This is a genomic window from Ochrobactrum sp. RH2CCR150 (genome assembly GCA_014138095.1).
GTDB classification, from domain to species: Bacteria; Pseudomonadota; Alphaproteobacteria; order Rhizobiales; family Rhizobiaceae; genus Brucella; species Brucella gambitense.
On the sequence record JACGXE010000012.1, the window covers coordinates 58,352 to 76,415 of the forward strand.

An 18,064-nucleotide genomic window follows, 5' to 3' on the forward strand; every position below is an offset into this window, starting at 1 on the left:
TTCAGCCGAACGAAGGATCAATCATCGCCCATCTTGAGCGCCTGAATGAAGGCCTCCTGCGGGATTTCGACCTTGCCGAACTGGCGCATGCGCTTCTTGCCTTCCTTCTGCTTTTCCAGAAGTTTGCGCTTACGCGTCACGTCGCCGCCGTAGCACTTGGCCGTCACGTCCTTGCGCAGCGCCGAGATGGTTTCGCGCGCCACGATACGGCCTCCGATAGCAGCCTGAATCGGAATCTTGAACATATGCTGCGGGATCAGCTCTTTCAGCTTCTCGCAAAGCGCACGACCGCGCTTTTCCGCAGCCGTTCGGTGAACCAGCATCGACAGCGCATCGACCGGCTCTTCGTTCACGAGGATCGACATCTTGACCAGATCGCCCTCGCGATATTCCGAGAGGTTGTAGTCGAACGAGGCATAGCCCTTCGAGATCGACTTCAGGCGGTCGTAGAAATCGAACACCACTTCGTTGAGCGGCAGTTCATAAGTGATCATGGCGCGCGGGCCGACATAGGTGAGGTCCACCTGAATGCCGCGGCGGTCCTGACACAGTTTCATGATTGCGCCGAGATAATCATCCGGCGTCATGATGGTTGCCTTGATCCAAGGCTCTTCGATGGCCGAAATCTTCACCACATCCGGCATATCAGCCGGGTTGTGCAGCTCCTTCTGTGTGCCGTCGATCATGTTCAGACGATAAACAACCGAAGGCGCCGTCGTGATGAGGTCGAGATTGAACTCGCGCTCAAGACGTTCCTGAATGATTTCCAGATGCAGCAAGCCGAGGAAGCCGCAACGGAAACCGAAACCGAGCGCTGCGGAGGTTTCCATTTCGAACGAGAACGAAGCGTCGTTGAGGCGCAGCTTGCCCATGGCGCCGCGCAGATCTTCAAAATCCGCCGCATCGACCGGGAACAGGCCGCAGAACACCACCGGCTGCGCAGGCTTGAAGCCGGCCAGCATCTTGCTCGTCGGGCGGCGATCATCGGTGATCGTATCGCCGACGCGCGTATCGGCCACTTCCTTGATGGAAGCGGTGATAAAGCCAAGCTCGCCCGGGCCGAGTTCGTCCATCTGAACCATTTTCGGCGTGAAGACACCGGTGCGTTCCACCGGATATTTCGCGCCCGTGCCCATCATGCGGATAGTCTGGCCCTTCTTGAGCACGCCGTCGATGACGCGCACCAGAACGATAACGCCGAGATAGGAATCATACCAGCTGTCGACCAGCATGGCCTTGAGCGGCGCATTGCGGTCGCCTTCCTTTGGCGCGGGCAGCTGGGTGACGATGGCTTCCAGCACGTCTTCGATGCCGATGCCGGTCTTGGCAGAAATATGCACGGCCTGCGACGCATCGATGCCGATGACTTCCTCGATCTGCTGCTTGACGCGCTCAGGCTCGGCAGCGGGCAGATCGATCTTGTTCAGCACGACCACGATTTCATGGTTGTTGTCGATGGCCTGATAGACATTGGCCAGCGTCTGCGCTTCCACGCCCTGGGAAGCATCCACCACGAGAAGCGAACCCTCGCAAGCCGCCAGCGAACGCGAGACTTCATAGGCGAAGTCGACATGTCCGGGGGTGTCGATCAGGTTCAGCACATAATCTTCGCCGTTCTTCGCCTTATAGGTGAGACGGACGGTCTGCGCCTTGATGGTGATGCCGCGCTCGCGCTCGATATCCATCGAGTCGAGAACCTGATCCTTCATCTCGCGCGTATCCAGACCGCCGGTCAATTGAATGAGGCGGTCGGCCAGCGTCGATTTGCCATGATCGATATGGGCGACGATCGAAAAATTGCGAATATGGTCAAGTGGTGTGCTCATGCGCGCGATTTAACAGCAAGCAGCGGAATCTCAAAGCTCTATTGCGCTTTAAATACGGGAAAAAGCCCTGCTATCATGATCGTGACAACAAGTCCCCTTTGCCTTGTGGCAAAAAGGCGATAAATCACCGGCAATACAGACGCATTGCGGCGGCTGCTCGCAAGCGGCGCAACTGGCTTTCATGCAGGAGTTTAGGATGAAGACCGAACCGAACGAAGTCCACAACAGGCCGAAACTGGTCACCGTTTTCGGCGGCTCCGGCTTTGTCGGGCGCGCGGTCGTAGCAAGTCTCACCAAGCGTGGCTATCGTGTGCGCGTTGCCGTGCGCAAGCCCGAAGTGGCTTATTATATGGCGCCGCTCGGCAATGTCGGGCAGATCCAGATGGTGCAGGCCAATGTCCGCAATCGCGCTTCGGTCGAGTTGGTCGTCAAGGGTTCCGACCATGTCGTGAACCTCGTCGGCATTCTCGCAGAAGGCGGCCGCCAGCGTTTCAACACGGTTCAGGTGCTGGGCGCGAAGAACATTGCCGAGGCCGCCAAGGCCGCCGGCATTCCGATGACCCACATTTCGTCGCTCGCCGCCGATGTAAACTCGGCTTCGGATTATGCCCGCACCAAGGCTGAAGGCGAAAATGCCGTTCTCGCCGTGCTGCCGGAAACCGTTATCCTGCGTCCGTCGATCATTTTCGGCCATGAAGACCGCTTCTTCAACCGCTTTGCCAATATGGCGCGCTTCTCGCCCTTCCTGCCGGTCATCGGCGGCGGCGAAACGAAGCTTCAGCCGGTCTATGTCGGCGATGTTGCGGAAGCTGTTGCCCGCGCCGTCGATGGCAAGCTGATGCCGGGCGGCGTCTATGAACTCGGCGGTCCGGATGTGCAGCCGTTCAAGAACTGGATGAAGGACATGCTGCGCGTCGTCGACCGCAAGCGCGTCCTCATTTCGCTGCCATGGTGGGTTGCCCGCCTGCAGGCTTCGGTTCTCAGCCTGCTGCCTAACCCGCCGATCACCAACGATCAGGTAACGCTCCTGAAATCCGACAATGTCGTTTCGGAAGCCGCCATCAAGGAAGGCCGCACATTGCAGGGCATGGGCATTACGCCGGAAGGCGTCGACGCCGTTCTGCCAGCCTATCTCTGGCGCTACCGCGTGGCCGGTCAGTACACCAAGACCGGCTTTGCGTGAGATATCGATAGTCGGAAATGAATAAGGGGCCTCGCGGCCCCTTTTCTTTTGCTCATCCCCAAATCAACAAAGCGGCTAGGCCAGCGGAGCCGACGATCAGACGCCACCAGGCAAAGAGCTTGAAGCCATGGCGCGAGACATAGTCGAGCAGATAGCGCACAACGAACACACCCGAGATGAAAGCCATCACGAAGCCGACGGCGATCAGCGCGCCATCATTCATCGTGAGCATGTCGCGGCTCTTGTAGAGATCGTAGGCGAAGGCTCCAGCCATGGTCGGCATGGCGAGGAAGAACGAGAATTCAGCAGCCGACCGCTTGTCGGCACCCAGTAGCAGCGAACCGACAATCGTCGAACCCGAACGCGACACGCCGGGGATCATGGCGAGGCACTGGATGAAGCCGATGGCAAGGCACATCGGCAGCGGATAATCCATCACATCCTGATAGCGCGGCTTCAGATTGAGCTGGTCGACCCAGAGCAGGATCAGACCGCCGACAATCAGCATGATGCAGACGAGGATCGGCGTTTCGAAAAGCACGGTCTTGATGAAGCCATGCGCAGCCGCACCGATGAAAGCGGCGGGCAGGAAGGCGACCAGAATACCAAAGACAAAATGACGCGTGCGTGCATCGCGTGGAAAATCTGTCAGAAGCTTCAGCAGTTTCGCCGAATAAACGGTCAGAATGGCCAGAATAGCGCCGAGCTGGATCAGCACCTCGAATGTCTTTCCTGTGGATTCAAATCCCAGAAAATGCCCGACCAGCAACAAATGCCCGGTGGAAGAAACCGGGATAAACTCGGTCAAACCTTCGATGAGACCGAGAAACGCGGCTTCCAGCAGATTAAAAATATCCATGAAGTCAGTACCTTAGAATGGTTGGCACGATGATGGCATCTGAACCGGCTCGCATTAGCGGCTAGGGCGACTAAAACGGGCACTTCCAGCGATTGCTTGTCTCCCGCAAACATAGGTCTTATAGACTTTATATTCCGTTGAGGCGGCGTCGAATCGCTTGGCAGCAGAAATAGCCTGCTGCATGGGCAAACGCCAGCCGCCGTACCAATCTCCGGATGTTCAATTCAAGCTGTTAGTCGAGAGTACCGCGTCGATCATGCTTACGCTGTTTCATCATCCCATGTCTTCAGGCTCACGTTATGTGCGGCTTATCCTCGGCGAATATGGCGTGGAAGCGGAACTGATCGAGGAAAGGCCATGGTCGCGCCGCAAGGAATTTCTGGCGCTGAACCCCGCGGCCACCTTGCCCGTGCTGCTGGCTGAAAACGACCTGCCGGTCGTGGGTGCAACCGTGATCGCCGAATATCTCGACGAAACGCGCGGCGCATTGAAGCGCAACCGTCGCCTCTTGCCGGAAAGCCCGATGGAGCGCGCCGAAGTGCGCCGCCTCGTGGACTGGTTCCTGCTGAAATTCGAAAACGAAGTCACGCGCCACATCACGCGCGAGCGCGTTTATAAGTTGCAGATGGCGGCTGAAATGGGCGGCAGCGCGCCGGATTCGACCGCAATCCGCGCAGCCCGCACCAATATTCGCCAGCATATGAAATATATCGACTGGCTGGCCGCCACCCGCGACTGGCTGGCGGGCGCGCATCCAAGCTATGCCGATATGGCGGCCGCTGCTGCTGTTTCCGCACTCGATTATCTCGGTGAAATCGAATGGGGCGAAACCCGTGCCGCGCGCGACTGGTATGCGCGCATGAAGTCGCGTCCCGCTTTCCGCCCGCTTCTGTCCGATCGTGTGCGCGGGCTTGCCCCGGTGGCCCATTATGGCGACCTCGACTTCTGAGACAAAGGCAGACAGGCTGAAGCGCTTCCTCGTCGAAGAAGCCAAAGCCGTGGGCTTCGACGCTGTCGCCTTCACCACACCGGATGCTATTCCGCGAGCACCCGAACGCCTGCGGCAATATCTTGCCGACGGTCATCACGCCGATATGCTCTGGATGGAAGAAACCGAAGAACGCCGGGCCAATCCCGGTGTACTTTGGCCGGAAGTTCGTTCCATCATGATGCTGGCCATGAATTACGGGCCGGACACCAACCCGCTGGCGATACTTGATCAGAAGGATCGTGCGGCCATATCGATCTATGCGCAGAACCGCGATTATCACGACATCATCAAGGGCAAGCTGAAGCATGTGGCGAGCCGCTTTGCCGCGCGCGCCGGGCAGGACGTCAAGGTATTCGTCGATACCGCGCCCGTCATGGAAAAGCCGCTGGCGGAAGCTGCCGGACTAGGCTGGCAAGGCAAGCACACCAATCTGGTCAGCCGCGAGCTTGGTTCATGGCTGTTTCTCGGCTCGATCTTCACCACGGCGGAAATCGCACCGGATGAGCCAGATCACGATCATTGCGGCTCCTGCCGCGCCTGTCTCGACGCCTGTCCCACCAAGGCCTTTCCAGCGCCCTACCGCATCGATGCGGGCCGCTGTATTTCCTATCTCACCATTGAGAACAAGGGCCCCATTCCGGCGGAATTTCGCAAGGCCATGGGCAACCGCATCTATGGCTGCGATGACTGTCTTTCGGTCTGCCCGTGGAACAAATTCGCGCAGGCGACCAGCGAAATGAAGCTGAAGGCGCGTGACGATCTAAAAGCACCGCGTCTGAGCGACCTGCTGGCGCTCGACGATCCGGCGTTCCGTGCGCTTTTCTCCGGTTCGCCGATCAAGCGGATCGGGCGCGACCGCTTCATCCGCAACGTGCTGATCGCAGCGGGCAATTCTGCCGATACAACGTTGTTGCCGCAGATTGAGGCGCTGCTTGGTGATGCCGCACCTGTCGTGCGCGGGGCGGCAGTCTGGGCCTTGAAGCAGCTGGCAGAGCCTAGCCATGTCGATGCCTTGCAAAAACGTCTGGCCTCCGCCGAAGAGGATGCTACGGTACAGAAAGAGTGGAATACGGAGACAGTCTGACATGCGCATTTTCCTGTTCGGAGCCGGATATTCGGCACAAGCCTTTGCCAAGCGAATGACGGGAGAAGTAGAGCGCATTGACGGGACAACCCGGCACGAGCAAAAATTCCCAACTCTTGAGAAATCCGGCATTTCGCCAGTCTTGTTCGATGGGGAAACGCCTTCGCCCGAACTTCTGGAGCGACTCGCCAAGACAACCCATGTGGTGATTTCGATTGCGCCCGGCGAAGCGGGCGACCCGGCGCTTGCATGGGTCGAAGAAGCCTTGCGCCGTACCGACAATACGATACGCTGGATCGGCTATCTCTCGACCGTCGGTGTTTATGGCGATCACAAGGGCGCATGGGTGGATGAAACCACGCCCTGCAAGCCGGTTTCGCGCCGCAGCCTCGAACGTGTCGAGGCGGAACAGGCCTGGACAAGCCTGAGCGAGAGACACGGAACGCCGCTGGCGATCTTGCGGCTGTCCGGCATCTACGGCCCGGGTCGCAATGCTTTCGTCAATCTGGAGCGCGGCACGGCGCGACGTCTCGTCAAGCAGGATCAGGTTTTCAACCGCATCCATGTGGAAGACATTGCCGGCGCTTTGCGCTTTCTCGCGGGCACCGATACGGGCGGTATTTTCAACATTACCGACAATGAGCCATCGCCGCCGCAGGATGTCGTTGCCTATGCGGCGGAGCTGATGGGCGTCACACCGCCGCCGGAAGTGGCCTTCGAAGATGCGGAACTGACACCGATGGCGCGCTCCTTCTATGGCGAGAACAAGCGTGTCTCCAATCAGCGCATTCAGGCACTGGGCTACACATTCGCCTATCCCGACTACAAGACCGCCTTTTCGGCCATGTGGAAGGACGGAAACTGGCGCTGATTGCACGCGTGCACCCCTTCGGGTAAAACGCCCTGACGCAAATTCCAAACCGGGACATAACAATGGGTAACAGCAAGTCAGCAGATAAATAAGCCGCAACAGCTTTTCCAACCTGTTGCGGCATCTGTCCCGGACCAACGTCTTCCATTGCAGGCAGATTGCCGCCCGATTGTCTTCGAGCGGATGCTTTGTCATGCCATTTGATCATCAGAAAACTCCATCCTGGAGCTTCACCTTGCCATTCGCGCTCGCGCTAATGGCTCCCTTCGACATCCTCGCCTCGCTGGCCATGGATATCTACCTGCCGGTGGTTCCATCCATGCCGGCAATTCTGAAAACCACGCCTGCCATGGTGCAACTGACACTCAGCCTCTACATGGTGATGCTGGGTGTCGGGCAACTCGTCTTCGGTCCCTTGTCCGACCGCATCGGGCGCAAGCCGGTGCTGCTTGGCGGGGGTGTCGTCTTCGCACTTTCTTCCTTCGCTCTGGCGGCGACGGATAGCGCCACGGTTTTCATCGCCTTGCGTTTCACCCAGTCGGTCGGCGCCTCAGCCGCGCTCGTTGCAACCTTTGCCACGGTGCGTGACGTTTATGCCGACCGTCCGGAAGGCGCGACAATCTACGGCCTGTTCAGCGCCATGCTGTCCTTCGTTCCGGCCATCGGCCCCATCGCTGGCGCATTGATCACAAGCAGTTTCGGCTGGCGCGCGATTTTCATAGCGCTCGGCATGTTTGGCCTTGTCGCAACATGGCGGGCGTTCCGCCTCTGGCCGGAAACACGCCCTGACCGCAATGGCGCGGACCACCTAAGCTTATTGAAAATATTGAAGGATTTTCCGTTCTGGACCTACACGCTGGGCTTCGGCACGGCGATGGGCACCTTCTTTGTTTTCTTTTCCACGGCGCCGCGCATCCTGATCGAAAGAGGCGGTTTCGGAGAGATGACGTTCAGCCTGGCATTTGCAAGCGTTGCCATGGTGATGATTGTCGCCACGCGCCTTCTCACACGCCACACCCGAAAATGGGGCGTAGGGAAAAGCGTGGCGTTGGGCATGGTCGTACTCCTTGCCAGCGCGCTGATTTTGCTCCTAACCGAAAACCTGCTGCAACCATCCTTCACCAGCCTGATACTACCCATGTGGCTGGCTGCCATCGGCATTGTTTTGACCGCATCCATGACGGCAAACGGCGCTTTGTCTGCTTTCGACGACAGCGCAGGCATGGCTGTCGCTCTCTATTTCTGCATACAGAGCCTGATGGTCAGTCTGGCAGGAACAGCGCTCGTCATTTTGCTGCCCGGCGACACGGCTTGGCCGCTGATTGCGTTCTGCACCGTCATGCCCCTTGTGGTCCTGACCATGCTTGCAAGGCTGCAACGGAATTGATCCATATGCCGGTCGGTTGGCACAAACAGCCGACCGGCATTGCTGGCCTGCATTTCTCACAGCATAATGCCCGCAGCTTTGCTGTTTGATTCGCAGTCACAGCGCCCTTTGGCAAACCATGGAATTGCCCCATGATCGCAAACAAACTGAAGAAATTTGTCCTCATTGCGTCGCTGGCAACGATGATCGCGCCCGACTTCGTGCCTATGGCCATGGCGGATGATATGCCCGCCAAGCAGGCTTTCGGAGCGGAAAAGATGCCCGTGCTGGCGCAATCGCCACAATCGATCGGCTTTTATGCCAAGGGCTGTCTTGCAGGCGCTGTTGCGCTGCCGACAGACGGCCCGAACTGGCAGGTCATGCGCCTGTCGCGCAATCGCCGCTGGGGTCACCCGCGCATGATCGGCTTGCTGGAAAAACTCTCCCGCGATGCCGCCAAGGATGGCTGGCCGGGGCTGCTCGTCGGCGATATTTCGCAGCCGCGCGGCGGTCCGATGCTGACCGGCCACGCTTCGCATCAGGTGGGGCTCGATGCCGATATCTGGCTGACACCGATGCCCAAGAAGCGCTTCACGGATGCCGAACGCGAAAGCGTTTCCGCCGTCTCGATGCTGAAAGGGGATTCACTTTATGTCGATCCCAAGAAATGGACCCCTGCCCGCACGGCGCTGATCAAACATGCCGCGAGCTATCCGGAAGTGGAGCGCATCTTCGTGCATCCGGGCATCAAGAAGCAGCTTTGCGATACGGTGACCGGCGACAGAAGCTGGCTCGGCAAGGTCCGCCCCTATTGGGGACACTTCTACCATTTCCATGTGCGTCTGACCTGCCAGCCCGGCTCGCCACAATGCAAGCCGCAGCCCAAGGTGGCGGCGGGCGACGGCTGCGACAAGTCGCTTGCCTGGTGGTTCACCGATGAGCCGTGGAAGCCAGCCAAGCCGTCAAAGGAACCGCCGAAGAAGCCGCGCCCCGTCATGGTGTCTGATCTTCCAAAGGCCTGCGCTGCCGTGCTGGCCGGTCCTGCACCAAATTCGGTTGCCGACGTCACCTATGGCGTGCAGTAATCAGACATCATGCTCCGTCGTTTGACGGCGGGGCATTCTCTCTAAGCCCTCTTTTCACCGGCCCATAGCTCAGCTATAGGTTTCAAACGATTTAGAGCTTGATGACAAGGTTATCAATTTCATGACAGAGCGCCTGCGCATCGCATTGATCGCCCACGATTTGAAGAAAGATGACATGGTCGCCTTTGCGCGCGCGCATGAAAAGGCATTGTCGCGTTTTGATATCGTGGCGACAGGAACGACCGGCGGGCTGATCCTTGATGCCTGCCCTTCGTTGACGATCCAGCGCGTCAAAAGCGGCCCGCTCGGCGGAGACCAGCAGATCGGCGCCATGATTGCGGAAGGCACCGTCGAAGTGCTGATCTTCTTCATCGATCCGCTGTCGCCACTTCCGCATGACGTGGACGTCAAGGCGTTGACCCGCCTCGGCAGCGTCTACGACATACCAATGGCGCTGAACCGCGCCACGGCAGAAAAGCTGATCAAAGCTTTAGACTGATACAATCGAAGAAATATAACAGCCCATGGGTAAGCCCCCAACACCCAAAGGGCACAAGAAACGGCAGGGAGAGAGAATGCAGGCCATGATCGACGCCGAACAGAGTTTCCAGTTTCCAGTCCTCGTCGGCGATATCGGCGGCACCAATGCCCGCTTTGCAATCCTTGTCGATGCCAATTCCGATCCGAAGGAATTCCCGGTTCTTCAGACGGCGGACTATGCGACCATCGATGAAGCCATTCAGACGGCCATTCTCGACCAGACGTCGTTGCAGCCGCGCTCGGTCATTCTGGCCATTGCAGGCCCCGTCGAAGGCGATGAAATCGACCTCACCAATTGCGATTGGGTTGTGCGCCCGAAGAAGCTGATCTCCGATCTGGGCTTCAAGGACGTGACCGTGCTCAACGATTTCGAGGCGCAGGCGCTGGCCGTGGTGTCGCTTGAAGGCCATCATATGGAGCGGATCGGCGGCAAGCCGGACGAGGTGATCGCAACCCGCGTCGTGCTCGGCCCGGGCACAGGCCTCGGTGTGGCGGGTCTGGTGCGCACCCGCAAGGCGTGGGTGCCTGTTCCCGGTGAAGGCGGCCATGTCGATGTCGGCCCGCGCAGCGAACGCGACTATCAGATTTTCCCGCATATCGAGCAGATCGACGGGCGCGTTTCCGCCGAACAGATTCTGAGTGGACGCGGCCTGCAAAATCTCTATGTGGCGATCTGCACGGCCGATGGCGTCACCCCTACCCTGGAAACACCCGCCGACATCACTTCCGCCGGTCTCGATGGCAGCAATGCGCAAGCCAGCGAAACGCTCGACCTGTTTGCGACCTATCTTGGCCGCGTGGCGGGCGACATGGCGCTTGTCTTCATGGCGCATGGCGGCGTTTACCTGTCGGGCGGCATTCCGCAGCGCATTCTGCCTGCCTTGCGGGCGGGCGCGTTCCGCGCTGCCTTCGAGGACAAGGCGCCGCATCAGGCCATCATGCACGACATTCCGATCCATGTGATCACCTATCCGCTGGCGGCTTTGAGCGGCCTGTCGGCTTTCGCCTGCGCACCTTCGCGCTTCGAAGTCTCGACGGACGGGCGGCGCTGGCGCTTCGGCTAAGGCTATTCTGTGCCATTGGGATGGATAATAACGTCACATAAGGCTATAGAAACGCGGCGGGGAATTGGCTTTCGGCCTTTTCACCGCCGCGTTTTTGGTTTTAATACCAACGCATTTTCAACGGCAGTCTCGGACATACCGAGCTCAGGAATGAAGCGCTTTTGCACGTGAGCTTATTCAAGAAGAAAAAGAAGAAAATCGACACGGGCGAAGCGACCCGCGTGATCCGGCGCATGATGTCGGAGAATATCGGTGAATATAAGAAGAACTATATCATCGCCATCATCGCATCGCTGATCGTGGGCGGATCCAACGCCGCGCTCGCCTATATGATGAAGCCGATGATCGACAAGATCTTCTATGAGCAGAACCTGCCCCTGATCTGGGTCATCTGCGGCACGCTGCTGGCGATTTTCATCCTGCGCGGTTTTTCCGGCTATGTGCAGGCCGTCGAGCTTGCCAAGATCGGCAATAATCTGGTCGCGCGCTATCAAAAGCGTATTTTCGACCATCTGATGAAGCTCGGCCTCGACTTCTATAATGATACGCGCTCCGGCCATCTGGCGGCGCAGATCAACCAGAATGTCTCGGGCATCCGCGACCTGCTCAACATGACGATTTCATCGATTGCGCGCGATTTCATCTCGCTGGTCGGGCTGGTCTGCATGATGTTCTACATGGACCCTATGCTGTCGGTCGCGATCTTCCTGATCGGCCCGCCGCTCATTCTGGCCGTCGCCTATATTTCGCGCCGCATCCGCTCGGTCACGCGCGATCTCGTGCATCTGAATTCGCATCTTCTCGGCGCCATGCAGGAATCCGTGCAAGGCATCGCCGTGGTGAAGGCCTTCACGATGGAAGACCAGCTGCGCGCCAAGATCGGCAATCTGATCGATATGTCGGAAGGGCGCAGCAACAAGATCGCCAAGGTGTCGGAACGCACGACGCCAATTTCCGAAATACTGGCCGGTTTCGCTGTTTCCGGCGTGCTGGCCTATAGCGGTTATCGCGCCATTCTCGACCATCAGCCGCCCGGCGCGACCTTCGCCTTCATCACCGCAATGCTTTTGGCCTATGATCCGGCGCGCCGTCTCGCCCGCCTTCAGGTCGGTCTGGAAAAGGCGCTCGTCAACGCCCGCATGATCTATGAAGTGCTGGATATCAAGCCGCACCAGCGCGATGCCGCTGATGCGGTGCCGCTCAATCCTGGCCCCGGCGAAATCCAGTTCGAGAACCTGTATTTCTCCTATAGCGAGCTTGCGCCGGTTCTGCATGGCGTCAGCTTTGTCGCCAAGGCGGGTGAAACCACGGCGATCATCGGCGCATCGGGTGCAGGCAAGTCAACGCTCATCAATCTCGTGCAACGGTTCTACGATCTCGACAAGGGAACGATCCTGTTCGACGGACAGGATATTTCCAAGGTCACCAAGCGTTCGCTGCGCCACGCCGTCGCCTATGTGTCGCAACAGCCCTATCTGTTTGAAGGCACCATAGCCGACAACATCCGCTATGGACGCCCGGACGCGACGGAAGAAGAAATCGTCAAGGCAGCCCAGCTTGCCCATGCGCATGATTTCATCCTGCAACAGCCGCAGGGCTATGACACGCCGATTGGCGAAAACGGCGCGACGCTTTCAGGCGGGCAGCGCCAGCGCATTTCGATTGCGCGCGCCATTGTGCGCAAGGCGCCGGTGCTGCTTCTCGATGAAGCAACGTCTGCCCTCGACAATGAATCGGAAAAGCGTGTCCAGCAGGCGCTGGAAACGATCATGAAGGGCCGCACCACCATCGTCATCGCGCACCGCCTGTCGACGGTCGTCAATGCCGACCGTATTGTGGTCATGGAAGCGGGACGCGTGGTGGAAGAAGGCCGTCATGACGCGCTGATTGCCATACCGAACGGCGTCTATGCCCGCTTCTACCAATTGCAGAGCGGCAGCGCTGATAATATGCCCGAACCGACAATCGAAGAACTGACTGCGGATGATGTGCCAGCGGGCACAGGAGGACAGAATGACCGGTGAACCGGATAGCCGTAACAGCGAAATGGGCCTTGTCGTCGTCGGCGCTGGTGGCCGCATGGGCCAGACCCTCATCCGGACGATCCAGTCGATTGATGGTGCCAAACTCGCTGGCGCCATCGAGCGCCCCGGCTCGCCGCTGATCGGCAAGGACGCCGGTGAAGTGGCCGGTGTCGGCGCGCTTGGCGTCACCATCACCGATGATCCGCTGCCGGTTTTCGCCAAGGCGCAAGGCGTGCTCGACTTCACAAGCCCCGCCGCCAGCGTCGCCTTTGCCGGTCTCGCAGCGCAAGCCCGCATCGTCCATGTCATCGGCACTACCGGCTGCTCGGCGGAAGACGAAGAGAAGTTCCGCGCCGCCGCCCGCCATGCCACCATCGTCAAGTCGGGCAATATGAGCCTCGGCGTCAATCTGCTCGCCGTCATGGTGCAGAAGGCTGCGCAGGCGCTCGGTCCGGAGGATTTCGACATCGAAGTTCTCGAAATGCATCACAAGCACAAGGTGGATGCGCCAAGCGGCACCGCCCTCCTTCTCGGCAAGGCGGCAGCCGAAGGCCGCGGCATCAGCCTTGAAGACAACAGCGTGCGGGCGCGTGACGGCTATACCGGCCCCCGCACGGAAGGCACCATCGGCTTTGCCACGCTGCGCGGCGGCTCGGTAATCGGCGACCATTCGGTGATTCTCGCTGGCCCCGGCGAACGCATTGTGCTGTCGCACCACGCCGAGGACCGCACCATCTTCGCACGCGGCGCGGTGAAGGCCGCACTCTGGGCTTATGGCAAGAAGCCCGGCCTCTATTCCATGCTCGACGTGCTCGGGCTGAACGACTGATCCTTCCACCAACGGAGCATTGCATATGTCTCGTACTCTCGTCCTGGTTCGCCATGGCCAAAGCGAATGGAACCTGAAGAATCTTTTCACCGGCTGGCGCGATCCGGGCCTGACCGAACAGGGCCATGCCGAAGCCAAGGCCGCAGGCCAGCGCCTCAAGGCTGCGGGCCTGAAATTCGACATCGCCTATACGTCGGTGCTGAGCCGCGCACAGACCACCTGCCAGCACATTCTGGATGAGTTGGGCCAGTCGGGCCTTGAAACCATCCGCGATCAGGCTCTGAACGAGCGCGACTATGGCGATCTCTCCGGTCTCAACAAGGACGATGCCCGCGCCAAGTGGGGCGAAGAGCAGGTCCATGTCTGGCGCCGTTCCTATGACGTGCCTCCTCCGGGCGGCGAAAGCCTGAAGGATACGGGCGCGCGCGTCTGGCCTTATTATCTGCATCAGATCCAGCCGCACGTGCTGCGCGGCGAGAGCGTTCTGGTGGCTGCACACGGCAATTCGCTGCGCGCGCTCATCATGGCGCTCGACGGCCTGACGCCGGAACAGATTCTCAAGCAGGAACTGAATACAGGCGTGCCGATCATTTACCGGCTTAATGCTGATTCGACTGTGGCCTCTAAGGAAATTCTGGAAGCCTGACACGCAGTTGGCAGCAAATTTATCGGGCGCGACACCGCGCCCGATGGCGTTTTCAACACGGAAAACGGACAGCTTGAAAAAAAGCTCACTGAATTTCGAAAACGCGATTGACAGAGGCAAGCTGACCCCTTAGATGGGTCCTCGTCGCCCAGATGGCGGAATTGGTAGACGCACCAGCTTCAGGTGCTGGCGCTCGCAAGGGCGTGGAGGTTCGAGTCCTCTTCTGGGCACCATTCCTAAGTCTTCGAACCACTACCAAGGTTCAGAAGCACCCCAAAAAGCCCGCGCAAGCGGGCTTTTTTGCTATCCGGGCCTATCGCATGCCCCGTGCGGCCAAAGCCCGGCCTGAGCTTCAGGAAAACAGATATGCAGTTCACTTCCGCAGATCGCGACGCCTTTTTCGAGCTTCTGAAATGGCGGCGGGACGTACGTCATTTTCGAGGCGACCCGATAGACGAAACGATGATTCAAGCACTGCGGCAGGCGATGGATTATGCGCCCTCTGTCGGCAATGCGCGGCCCTGGCGCGTCTTCGCCGTGGAAAGCCTTGAGAAGCGTCAGGCAGTCCACGATGCGTTCAGGCAAGCCAATCGCAAAGCAGCACAGATTTACGACGGCGCACGCGCCGAGGCCTATCGTGACCTGAAACTGGAGGGGCTTGCCGTCGCCCCGTTGCAGCTTGCCATCTTCACGGAAACGGAACCGGCGGAAGGGCATGGCCTCGGGCGACAGTCGATGGCTTCCACGCTGGAGCAAAGCACGGCTATGGCCGTGCAAAATCTCAACCTCGCAGCCCGGTCGCTGGGCCTCGGTGTCGGCATGGTGTCTATACTCGACCCGGTGGCCATGGAACGGCTTTTCGACGTGCCGGCGAACTGGCGTTTCAGCCTTTATCTGTGCGTCGGCTGGCCGAGCTTCACCGACGACACGCCGCTGCTGCACAAATGCGGCTGGCAGGAAAACAGCAGGACCGACTGGCGCCCCTGCTGATGTACTCTAAGAGCAGAAGCCCGACCCCAGCCAGGTTCCTCCGTTCGTGTAATACACGTTGAGGACTTCCCGCTCTGCAAAAACGCTGAGCGGCCCCTTATTATTCAGCAAGGCAAACAGTGTTTCCTCGGTAAACGGAACGCTGACCCGCTCAAGGTATAGCGCCCTCGAACGATGCTGCGGACGGCTGGGCCAAACGACGACCATTTCTTCGATTTCGTTCAATGTTCTCTGGATTGCAGCTTCGGCTTCTGCCAAGTCCACATAGAACGCATCATCCCATTCCGGCATAACGTCATCGGTGATTGCATAGAAACTGAGCATTTTCGTCACGATCGGTCTCCACCCCGGTGCACTCTCGCGGTACGCCCCCGCGTTGTGCCCTTCGATCTTTGGTGATCAGGGTGTTCGTAACCGCACTGTAACGGTCCCACGACCTTTAGCTTCAGAGAAGCCTGGACATACGTCGCAGGCACCCTGACCATAAAGGACGAAGGTTCGGCATCTTTTGGCGACACCAGCCATACAGTGTGGGGCTACGACACCCCAGACCGCCGCGTAGCGGTCCATCACTAGGCGTAGAGGATTTCGGACAGCTTGTCACACGCAAAATCTGCCAAGCGACAGGCTTCTGCCGGATGATCGCAACACACTGTGAAACAAGCGAAATCGATGGCTGGATAACCATGGCAACCATACGATATCTCTGTTTTAGAATGAAGTAATATTCAACAGTTCGGCGGCATCGTTTGTGCCGTTTCCGCCAAGGCCTATGCGCTGTCACATTCGCACGCCAAGCGCCCTATCGATTTGTTTTCAATCGTATTTCAGGACACAAAACCGCTTCGCACTTTTGTTGGAAATGCTTTATATCCAAAGATTAAGCAATTCCGTTGGAGCAAGTGTTGATGCGCGCCTTCGTTCTCGCCCTTTTTCGCGGCACCTCGTCATTCTGCGCGACCGGACTGGCGTTCGGCACCCTGTTCTTTGCCGCAGCGCTGACGCCGAGCCTTATTCCGCGCACCTATGTCATTCAGGGTGCGCTGTGCGGGCTGGTCTTCGCAATCGGCTATGGCATCGGCGTGCTTTTCGGTGCGCTGTGGCGCTATCTCGAACTGCCGGAAATACAAGGGCGCAAGCGCGCTATCCTGAAAATCGTCGTCGGCATTGTCTGCCTCGCCGTGGCGCTGATCGCCCTTCGTTCATCCGCTGGCTGGCAGAACTCGATCCGCACGGCAATGGATATGCCGCCGGTGCCTTCCGCCTATCCCGCCACGCTGACCGCGATTGCCATTGCTGTCTTTCTGGTACTGCTGATCATCGCCCGTATCCTCATTCGCATCGGCCGCTATTTCTCGGCGAAGATGCGCCGCATCATGCCGAGGCGCGTTGCAAACGTCATTGCGGCTTCGGTGACGGCTTTTCTGATCTGGACCGTAGCCAATGGCGTGTTGATCAATACGGCCTTCAAATCGCTTGATGCGTCGTTCAAGCGCTACGACTCCCTGATGGAGCCGGACCGCGTGCAGCCATCCTCTCCCGACAAGACCGGCAGTGCCGCGTCCCTGATCAATTGGGAGGATCTGGGGCGCGCCGGGCGCGAATATGTCGCCACCGCGCCGACCGCAGCGGAGATTTCCGCCTTTACCGGACGCACGGCCATGGACCCGATCCGCGTCTATGCCGGGCTCAATGTCAGCCGGACGCCGCAGGAACGGGCGCAACAGGCGCTTGAAGAACTGAAGCGGCAGGGAGGTTTCGACCGGTCTGCGCTGGTGATCATCGTGCCGACCGGTACGGGCTGGGTCGATCCCTCGGCCATGATCGGACTGGAATATCTGCGCGACGGTAACGTTGCCAGCATTGCCATGCAATATTCCTATCTGAACAGCCCGCTATCGCTGCTGTTCCAGCCCGAATATGGCGCGGAGTCAGCGCGCGCGCTGTTTGAAACGGTCTATGATTACTGGAAAAGCCTGCCCGTCGACAAACGGCCGAAGATCTATCTGCATGGTCTGAGCCTCGGCGCTTTCAATTCGCAAAGCTCGGTATCGCTGTTTGAAATACTGGATGCGCCCCTGAATGGCGCCCTGTGGAGCGGCCCGCCCTTCCCCAGCGCGCTATGGCGCTCGCTGACGCGCAGCCGCAATACCGATACACCGGAATGGCTGCCTGTGGTGCGCGACGGCGCCTTCGTGCGCTTCATGAACCAGAATGGCGAAGCGCCCGGCAATGGCAACGAATGGGGCGTGATGCGCACGATCTATCTGCAATATGCCAGCGATGCCATCGTGTTCTTCAACAGTAGCATGTTCTATCGCGAGCCGGACTGGATGAAAGAGCCGCGCGGTCCCGATGTATCAGCCGATTTACGCTGGTATCCGATCGTGACCGCGCTGCAACTGGTGGTCGACATGGCATTTGCCGACAGCGCGCCCATGGGGCATGGACATGTCTATGCCCCTGAGCATTATCTAGAAGCCTGGCGTGACATAACCGGCGCCGAAAACTGGCAGAGCGACGATATCAACCGGCTGAAGCAATATCTGCGTCACAAGGTGGACGAAGGTAATGCCGAAGGGTTCGAGGAACGCGGGGGCTAGCCCCAAGGAATTTGATCGTAACGGCTGTTGCAGTCATCTGAAAATCGACCGTAACAGCCCGGCTTTGAAAAGAATTTGGCGGCGGGCCAACCGTTGGCCGCCT

16 protein-coding genes and 1 tRNA gene are annotated in these 18,064 nt (G+C 58.9%); 14 read left to right on the forward strand and 3 right to left on the reverse strand.

Annotated elements, in window-relative coordinates:
* Nucleotides 1–17: 17 nt before the first annotated feature.
* Nucleotides 18–1,826 (reverse strand): translation elongation factor 4, encoded by a 1,809-nt coding sequence (gene lepA, locus FHW03_RS20020; RefSeq protein ID WP_151591693.1) that lies wholly within the window; start codon nucleotides 1,824–1,826, stop codon nucleotides 18–20.
* A gap of 196 nt (nucleotides 1,827–2,022) precedes the next feature.
* On the opposite strand from lepA, the gene FHW03_RS20025 reads away from it, so the two are divergent.
* Nucleotides 2,023–3,009, forward strand: coding sequence for a complex I NDUFA9 subunit family protein (locus FHW03_RS20025; RefSeq protein ID WP_182522227.1), 987 nt, complete (start codon nucleotides 2,023–2,025; stop codon nucleotides 3,007–3,009).
* Between the two features lie 52 nt (nucleotides 3,010–3,061).
* Here the strand turns inward: FHW03_RS20025 and FHW03_RS20030 are convergent, their stop codons facing one another.
* Nucleotides 3,062–3,868 carry an undecaprenyl-diphosphate phosphatase gene (locus FHW03_RS20030; RefSeq protein WP_182522228.1) on the reverse strand — a complete coding sequence of 269 codons (807 nt, stop codon included), beginning with the start codon at nucleotides 3,866–3,868 and terminating at the stop codon, nucleotides 3,062–3,064.
* Nucleotides 3,869–4,124: 256 nt separating this feature from the next.
* Between FHW03_RS20030 and FHW03_RS20035 the strand changes: the two genes are divergently transcribed.
* The 12 genes from FHW03_RS20035 to bluB all read left to right on the forward strand — a co-directional run bounded on the left by FHW03_RS20035 (nucleotide 4,125) and on the right by bluB (nucleotide 15,358).
* Entirely contained in the window at nucleotides 4,125–4,817 is a 693-nt protein-coding gene (locus FHW03_RS20035; RefSeq protein WP_182522229.1) for a glutathione S-transferase family protein, read from the forward strand.
* Nucleotides 4,798–5,943 carry a tRNA epoxyqueuosine(34) reductase QueG gene (queG, locus tag FHW03_RS20040; protein ID WP_182522230.1) on the forward strand — a complete coding sequence of 382 codons (1,146 nt, stop codon included), beginning with the start codon at nucleotides 4,798–4,800 and terminating at the stop codon, nucleotides 5,941–5,943. Before FHW03_RS20035 ends, queG begins: the two co-directional genes overlap by 20 nt.
* 1 nt (nucleotide 5,944) lies before the next feature.
* On the forward strand, nucleotides 5,945–6,814 hold the full coding sequence (locus FHW03_RS20045; protein WP_182522231.1) for an SDR family oxidoreductase: 870 nt from the start codon (nucleotides 5,945–5,947) through the stop codon (nucleotides 6,812–6,814).
* Nucleotides 6,815–7,007: 193 nt separating this feature from the next.
* The gene (gene cml / locus FHW03_RS20050) at nucleotides 7,008–8,201 is read left to right on the forward strand and encodes a CmlA/FloR family chloramphenicol efflux MFS transporter (protein ID WP_182522232.1); all 1,194 of its coding nucleotides are present in this window, start codon (nucleotides 7,008–7,010) and stop codon (nucleotides 8,199–8,201) included.
* A 131-nt stretch (nucleotides 8,202–8,332) separates the two neighbouring features.
* Entirely contained in the window at nucleotides 8,333–9,265 is a 933-nt protein-coding gene (gene mepA, locus FHW03_RS20055; RefSeq protein WP_182522233.1) for a penicillin-insensitive murein endopeptidase, read from the forward strand.
* Between the two features lie 121 nt (nucleotides 9,266–9,386).
* A complete protein-coding gene (locus FHW03_RS20060) occupies nucleotides 9,387–9,764 on the forward strand; it encodes a methylglyoxal synthase (protein ID WP_138787227.1) in 378 nt (125 codons plus the stop codon).
* Nucleotides 9,765–9,840: 76 nt separating this feature from the next.
* Nucleotides 9,841–10,869, forward strand: a complete 1,029-nt coding sequence (locus tag FHW03_RS20065) for a glucokinase (RefSeq protein WP_182522234.1) — start codon at nucleotides 9,841–9,843, stop codon at nucleotides 10,867–10,869.
* Nucleotides 10,870–11,036: 167 nt separating this feature from the next.
* Nucleotides 11,037–12,893: an ABC transporter ATP-binding protein gene (locus FHW03_RS20070; protein ID WP_182522235.1), complete on the forward strand. Its 1,857-nt coding sequence runs from the start codon at nucleotides 11,037–11,039 to the stop codon at nucleotides 12,891–12,893.
* Entirely contained in the window at nucleotides 12,883–13,722 is an 840-nt protein-coding gene (gene dapB, locus FHW03_RS20075) for a 4-hydroxy-tetrahydrodipicolinate reductase (protein ID WP_182522236.1), read from the forward strand. Before FHW03_RS20070 ends, dapB begins: the two co-directional genes overlap by 11 nt.
* A gap of 25 nt (nucleotides 13,723–13,747) precedes the next feature.
* Complete coding sequence (locus tag FHW03_RS20080; protein ID WP_078339901.1) at nucleotides 13,748–14,368, forward strand: 2,3-bisphosphoglycerate-dependent phosphoglycerate mutase; 621 nt, start codon at nucleotides 13,748–13,750, stop codon at nucleotides 14,366–14,368.
* A gap of 146 nt (nucleotides 14,369–14,514) precedes the next feature.
* A tRNA-Leu gene (locus tag FHW03_RS20085) sits at nucleotides 14,515–14,601 on the forward strand.
* 133 nt (nucleotides 14,602–14,734) lie between these two features.
* On the forward strand, nucleotides 14,735–15,358 hold the full coding sequence (gene bluB / locus FHW03_RS20090; RefSeq protein WP_182522237.1) for a 5,6-dimethylbenzimidazole synthase: 624 nt from the start codon (nucleotides 14,735–14,737) through the stop codon (nucleotides 15,356–15,358).
* Between the two features lie 6 nt (nucleotides 15,359–15,364).
* Here the strand turns inward: bluB and FHW03_RS20095 are convergent, their stop codons facing one another.
* A complete protein-coding gene (locus FHW03_RS20095) occupies nucleotides 15,365–15,691 on the reverse strand; it encodes a hypothetical protein (RefSeq protein WP_182522238.1) in 327 nt (108 codons plus the stop codon).
* Between the two features lie 575 nt (nucleotides 15,692–16,266).
* On the opposite strand from FHW03_RS20095, the gene FHW03_RS20100 reads away from it, so the two are divergent.
* Nucleotides 16,267–17,961 carry an alpha/beta-hydrolase family protein gene (locus FHW03_RS20100; protein WP_182522239.1) on the forward strand — a complete coding sequence of 565 codons (1,695 nt, stop codon included), beginning with the start codon at nucleotides 16,267–16,269 and terminating at the stop codon, nucleotides 17,959–17,961.
* Nucleotides 17,962–18,064: the final 103 nt, after the last annotated feature.

Bases quoted from the DNA above. Each gene is read 5' to 3' on its own strand.
- lepA (WP_151591693.1), bottom strand. From the start codon at position 1,826: ATGAGCACACCACTTGACCATATTCGCAATTTTTCGATCGTCGCCCAT.
- FHW03_RS20025 (WP_182522227.1), top strand. From the start codon at position 2,023: ATGAAGACCGAACCGAACGAAGTCCACAACAGGCCGAAACTGGTCACC.
- FHW03_RS20030 (WP_182522228.1), bottom strand. From the start codon at position 3,868: ATGGATATTTTTAATCTGCTGGAAGCCGCGTTTCTCGGTCTCATCGAA.
- FHW03_RS20035 (WP_182522229.1), top strand. From the start codon at position 4,125: ATGCTTACGCTGTTTCATCATCCCATGTCTTCAGGCTCACGTTATGTG.
- queG (WP_182522230.1), top strand. From the start codon at position 4,798: ATGGCGACCTCGACTTCTGAGACAAAGGCAGACAGGCTGAAGCGCTTC.
- FHW03_RS20045 (WP_182522231.1), top strand. From the start codon at position 5,945: ATGCGCATTTTCCTGTTCGGAGCCGGATATTCGGCACAAGCCTTTGCC.
- cml (WP_182522232.1), top strand. From the start codon at position 7,008: ATGCCATTTGATCATCAGAAAACTCCATCCTGGAGCTTCACCTTGCCA.
- mepA (WP_182522233.1), top strand. From the start codon at position 8,333: ATGATCGCAAACAAACTGAAGAAATTTGTCCTCATTGCGTCGCTGGCA.
- FHW03_RS20060 (WP_138787227.1), top strand. From the start codon at position 9,387: ATGACAGAGCGCCTGCGCATCGCATTGATCGCCCACGATTTGAAGAAA.
- FHW03_RS20065 (WP_182522234.1), top strand. From the start codon at position 9,841: ATGCAGGCCATGATCGACGCCGAACAGAGTTTCCAGTTTCCAGTCCTC.
- dapB (WP_182522236.1), top strand. From the start codon at position 12,883: ATGACCGGTGAACCGGATAGCCGTAACAGCGAAATGGGCCTTGTCGTC.
- FHW03_RS20080 (WP_078339901.1), top strand. From the start codon at position 13,748: ATGTCTCGTACTCTCGTCCTGGTTCGCCATGGCCAAAGCGAATGGAAC.
- bluB (WP_182522237.1), top strand. From the start codon at position 14,735: ATGCAGTTCACTTCCGCAGATCGCGACGCCTTTTTCGAGCTTCTGAAA.
- FHW03_RS20100 (WP_182522239.1), top strand. From the start codon at position 16,267: ATGCGCGCCTTCGTTCTCGCCCTTTTTCGCGGCACCTCGTCATTCTGC.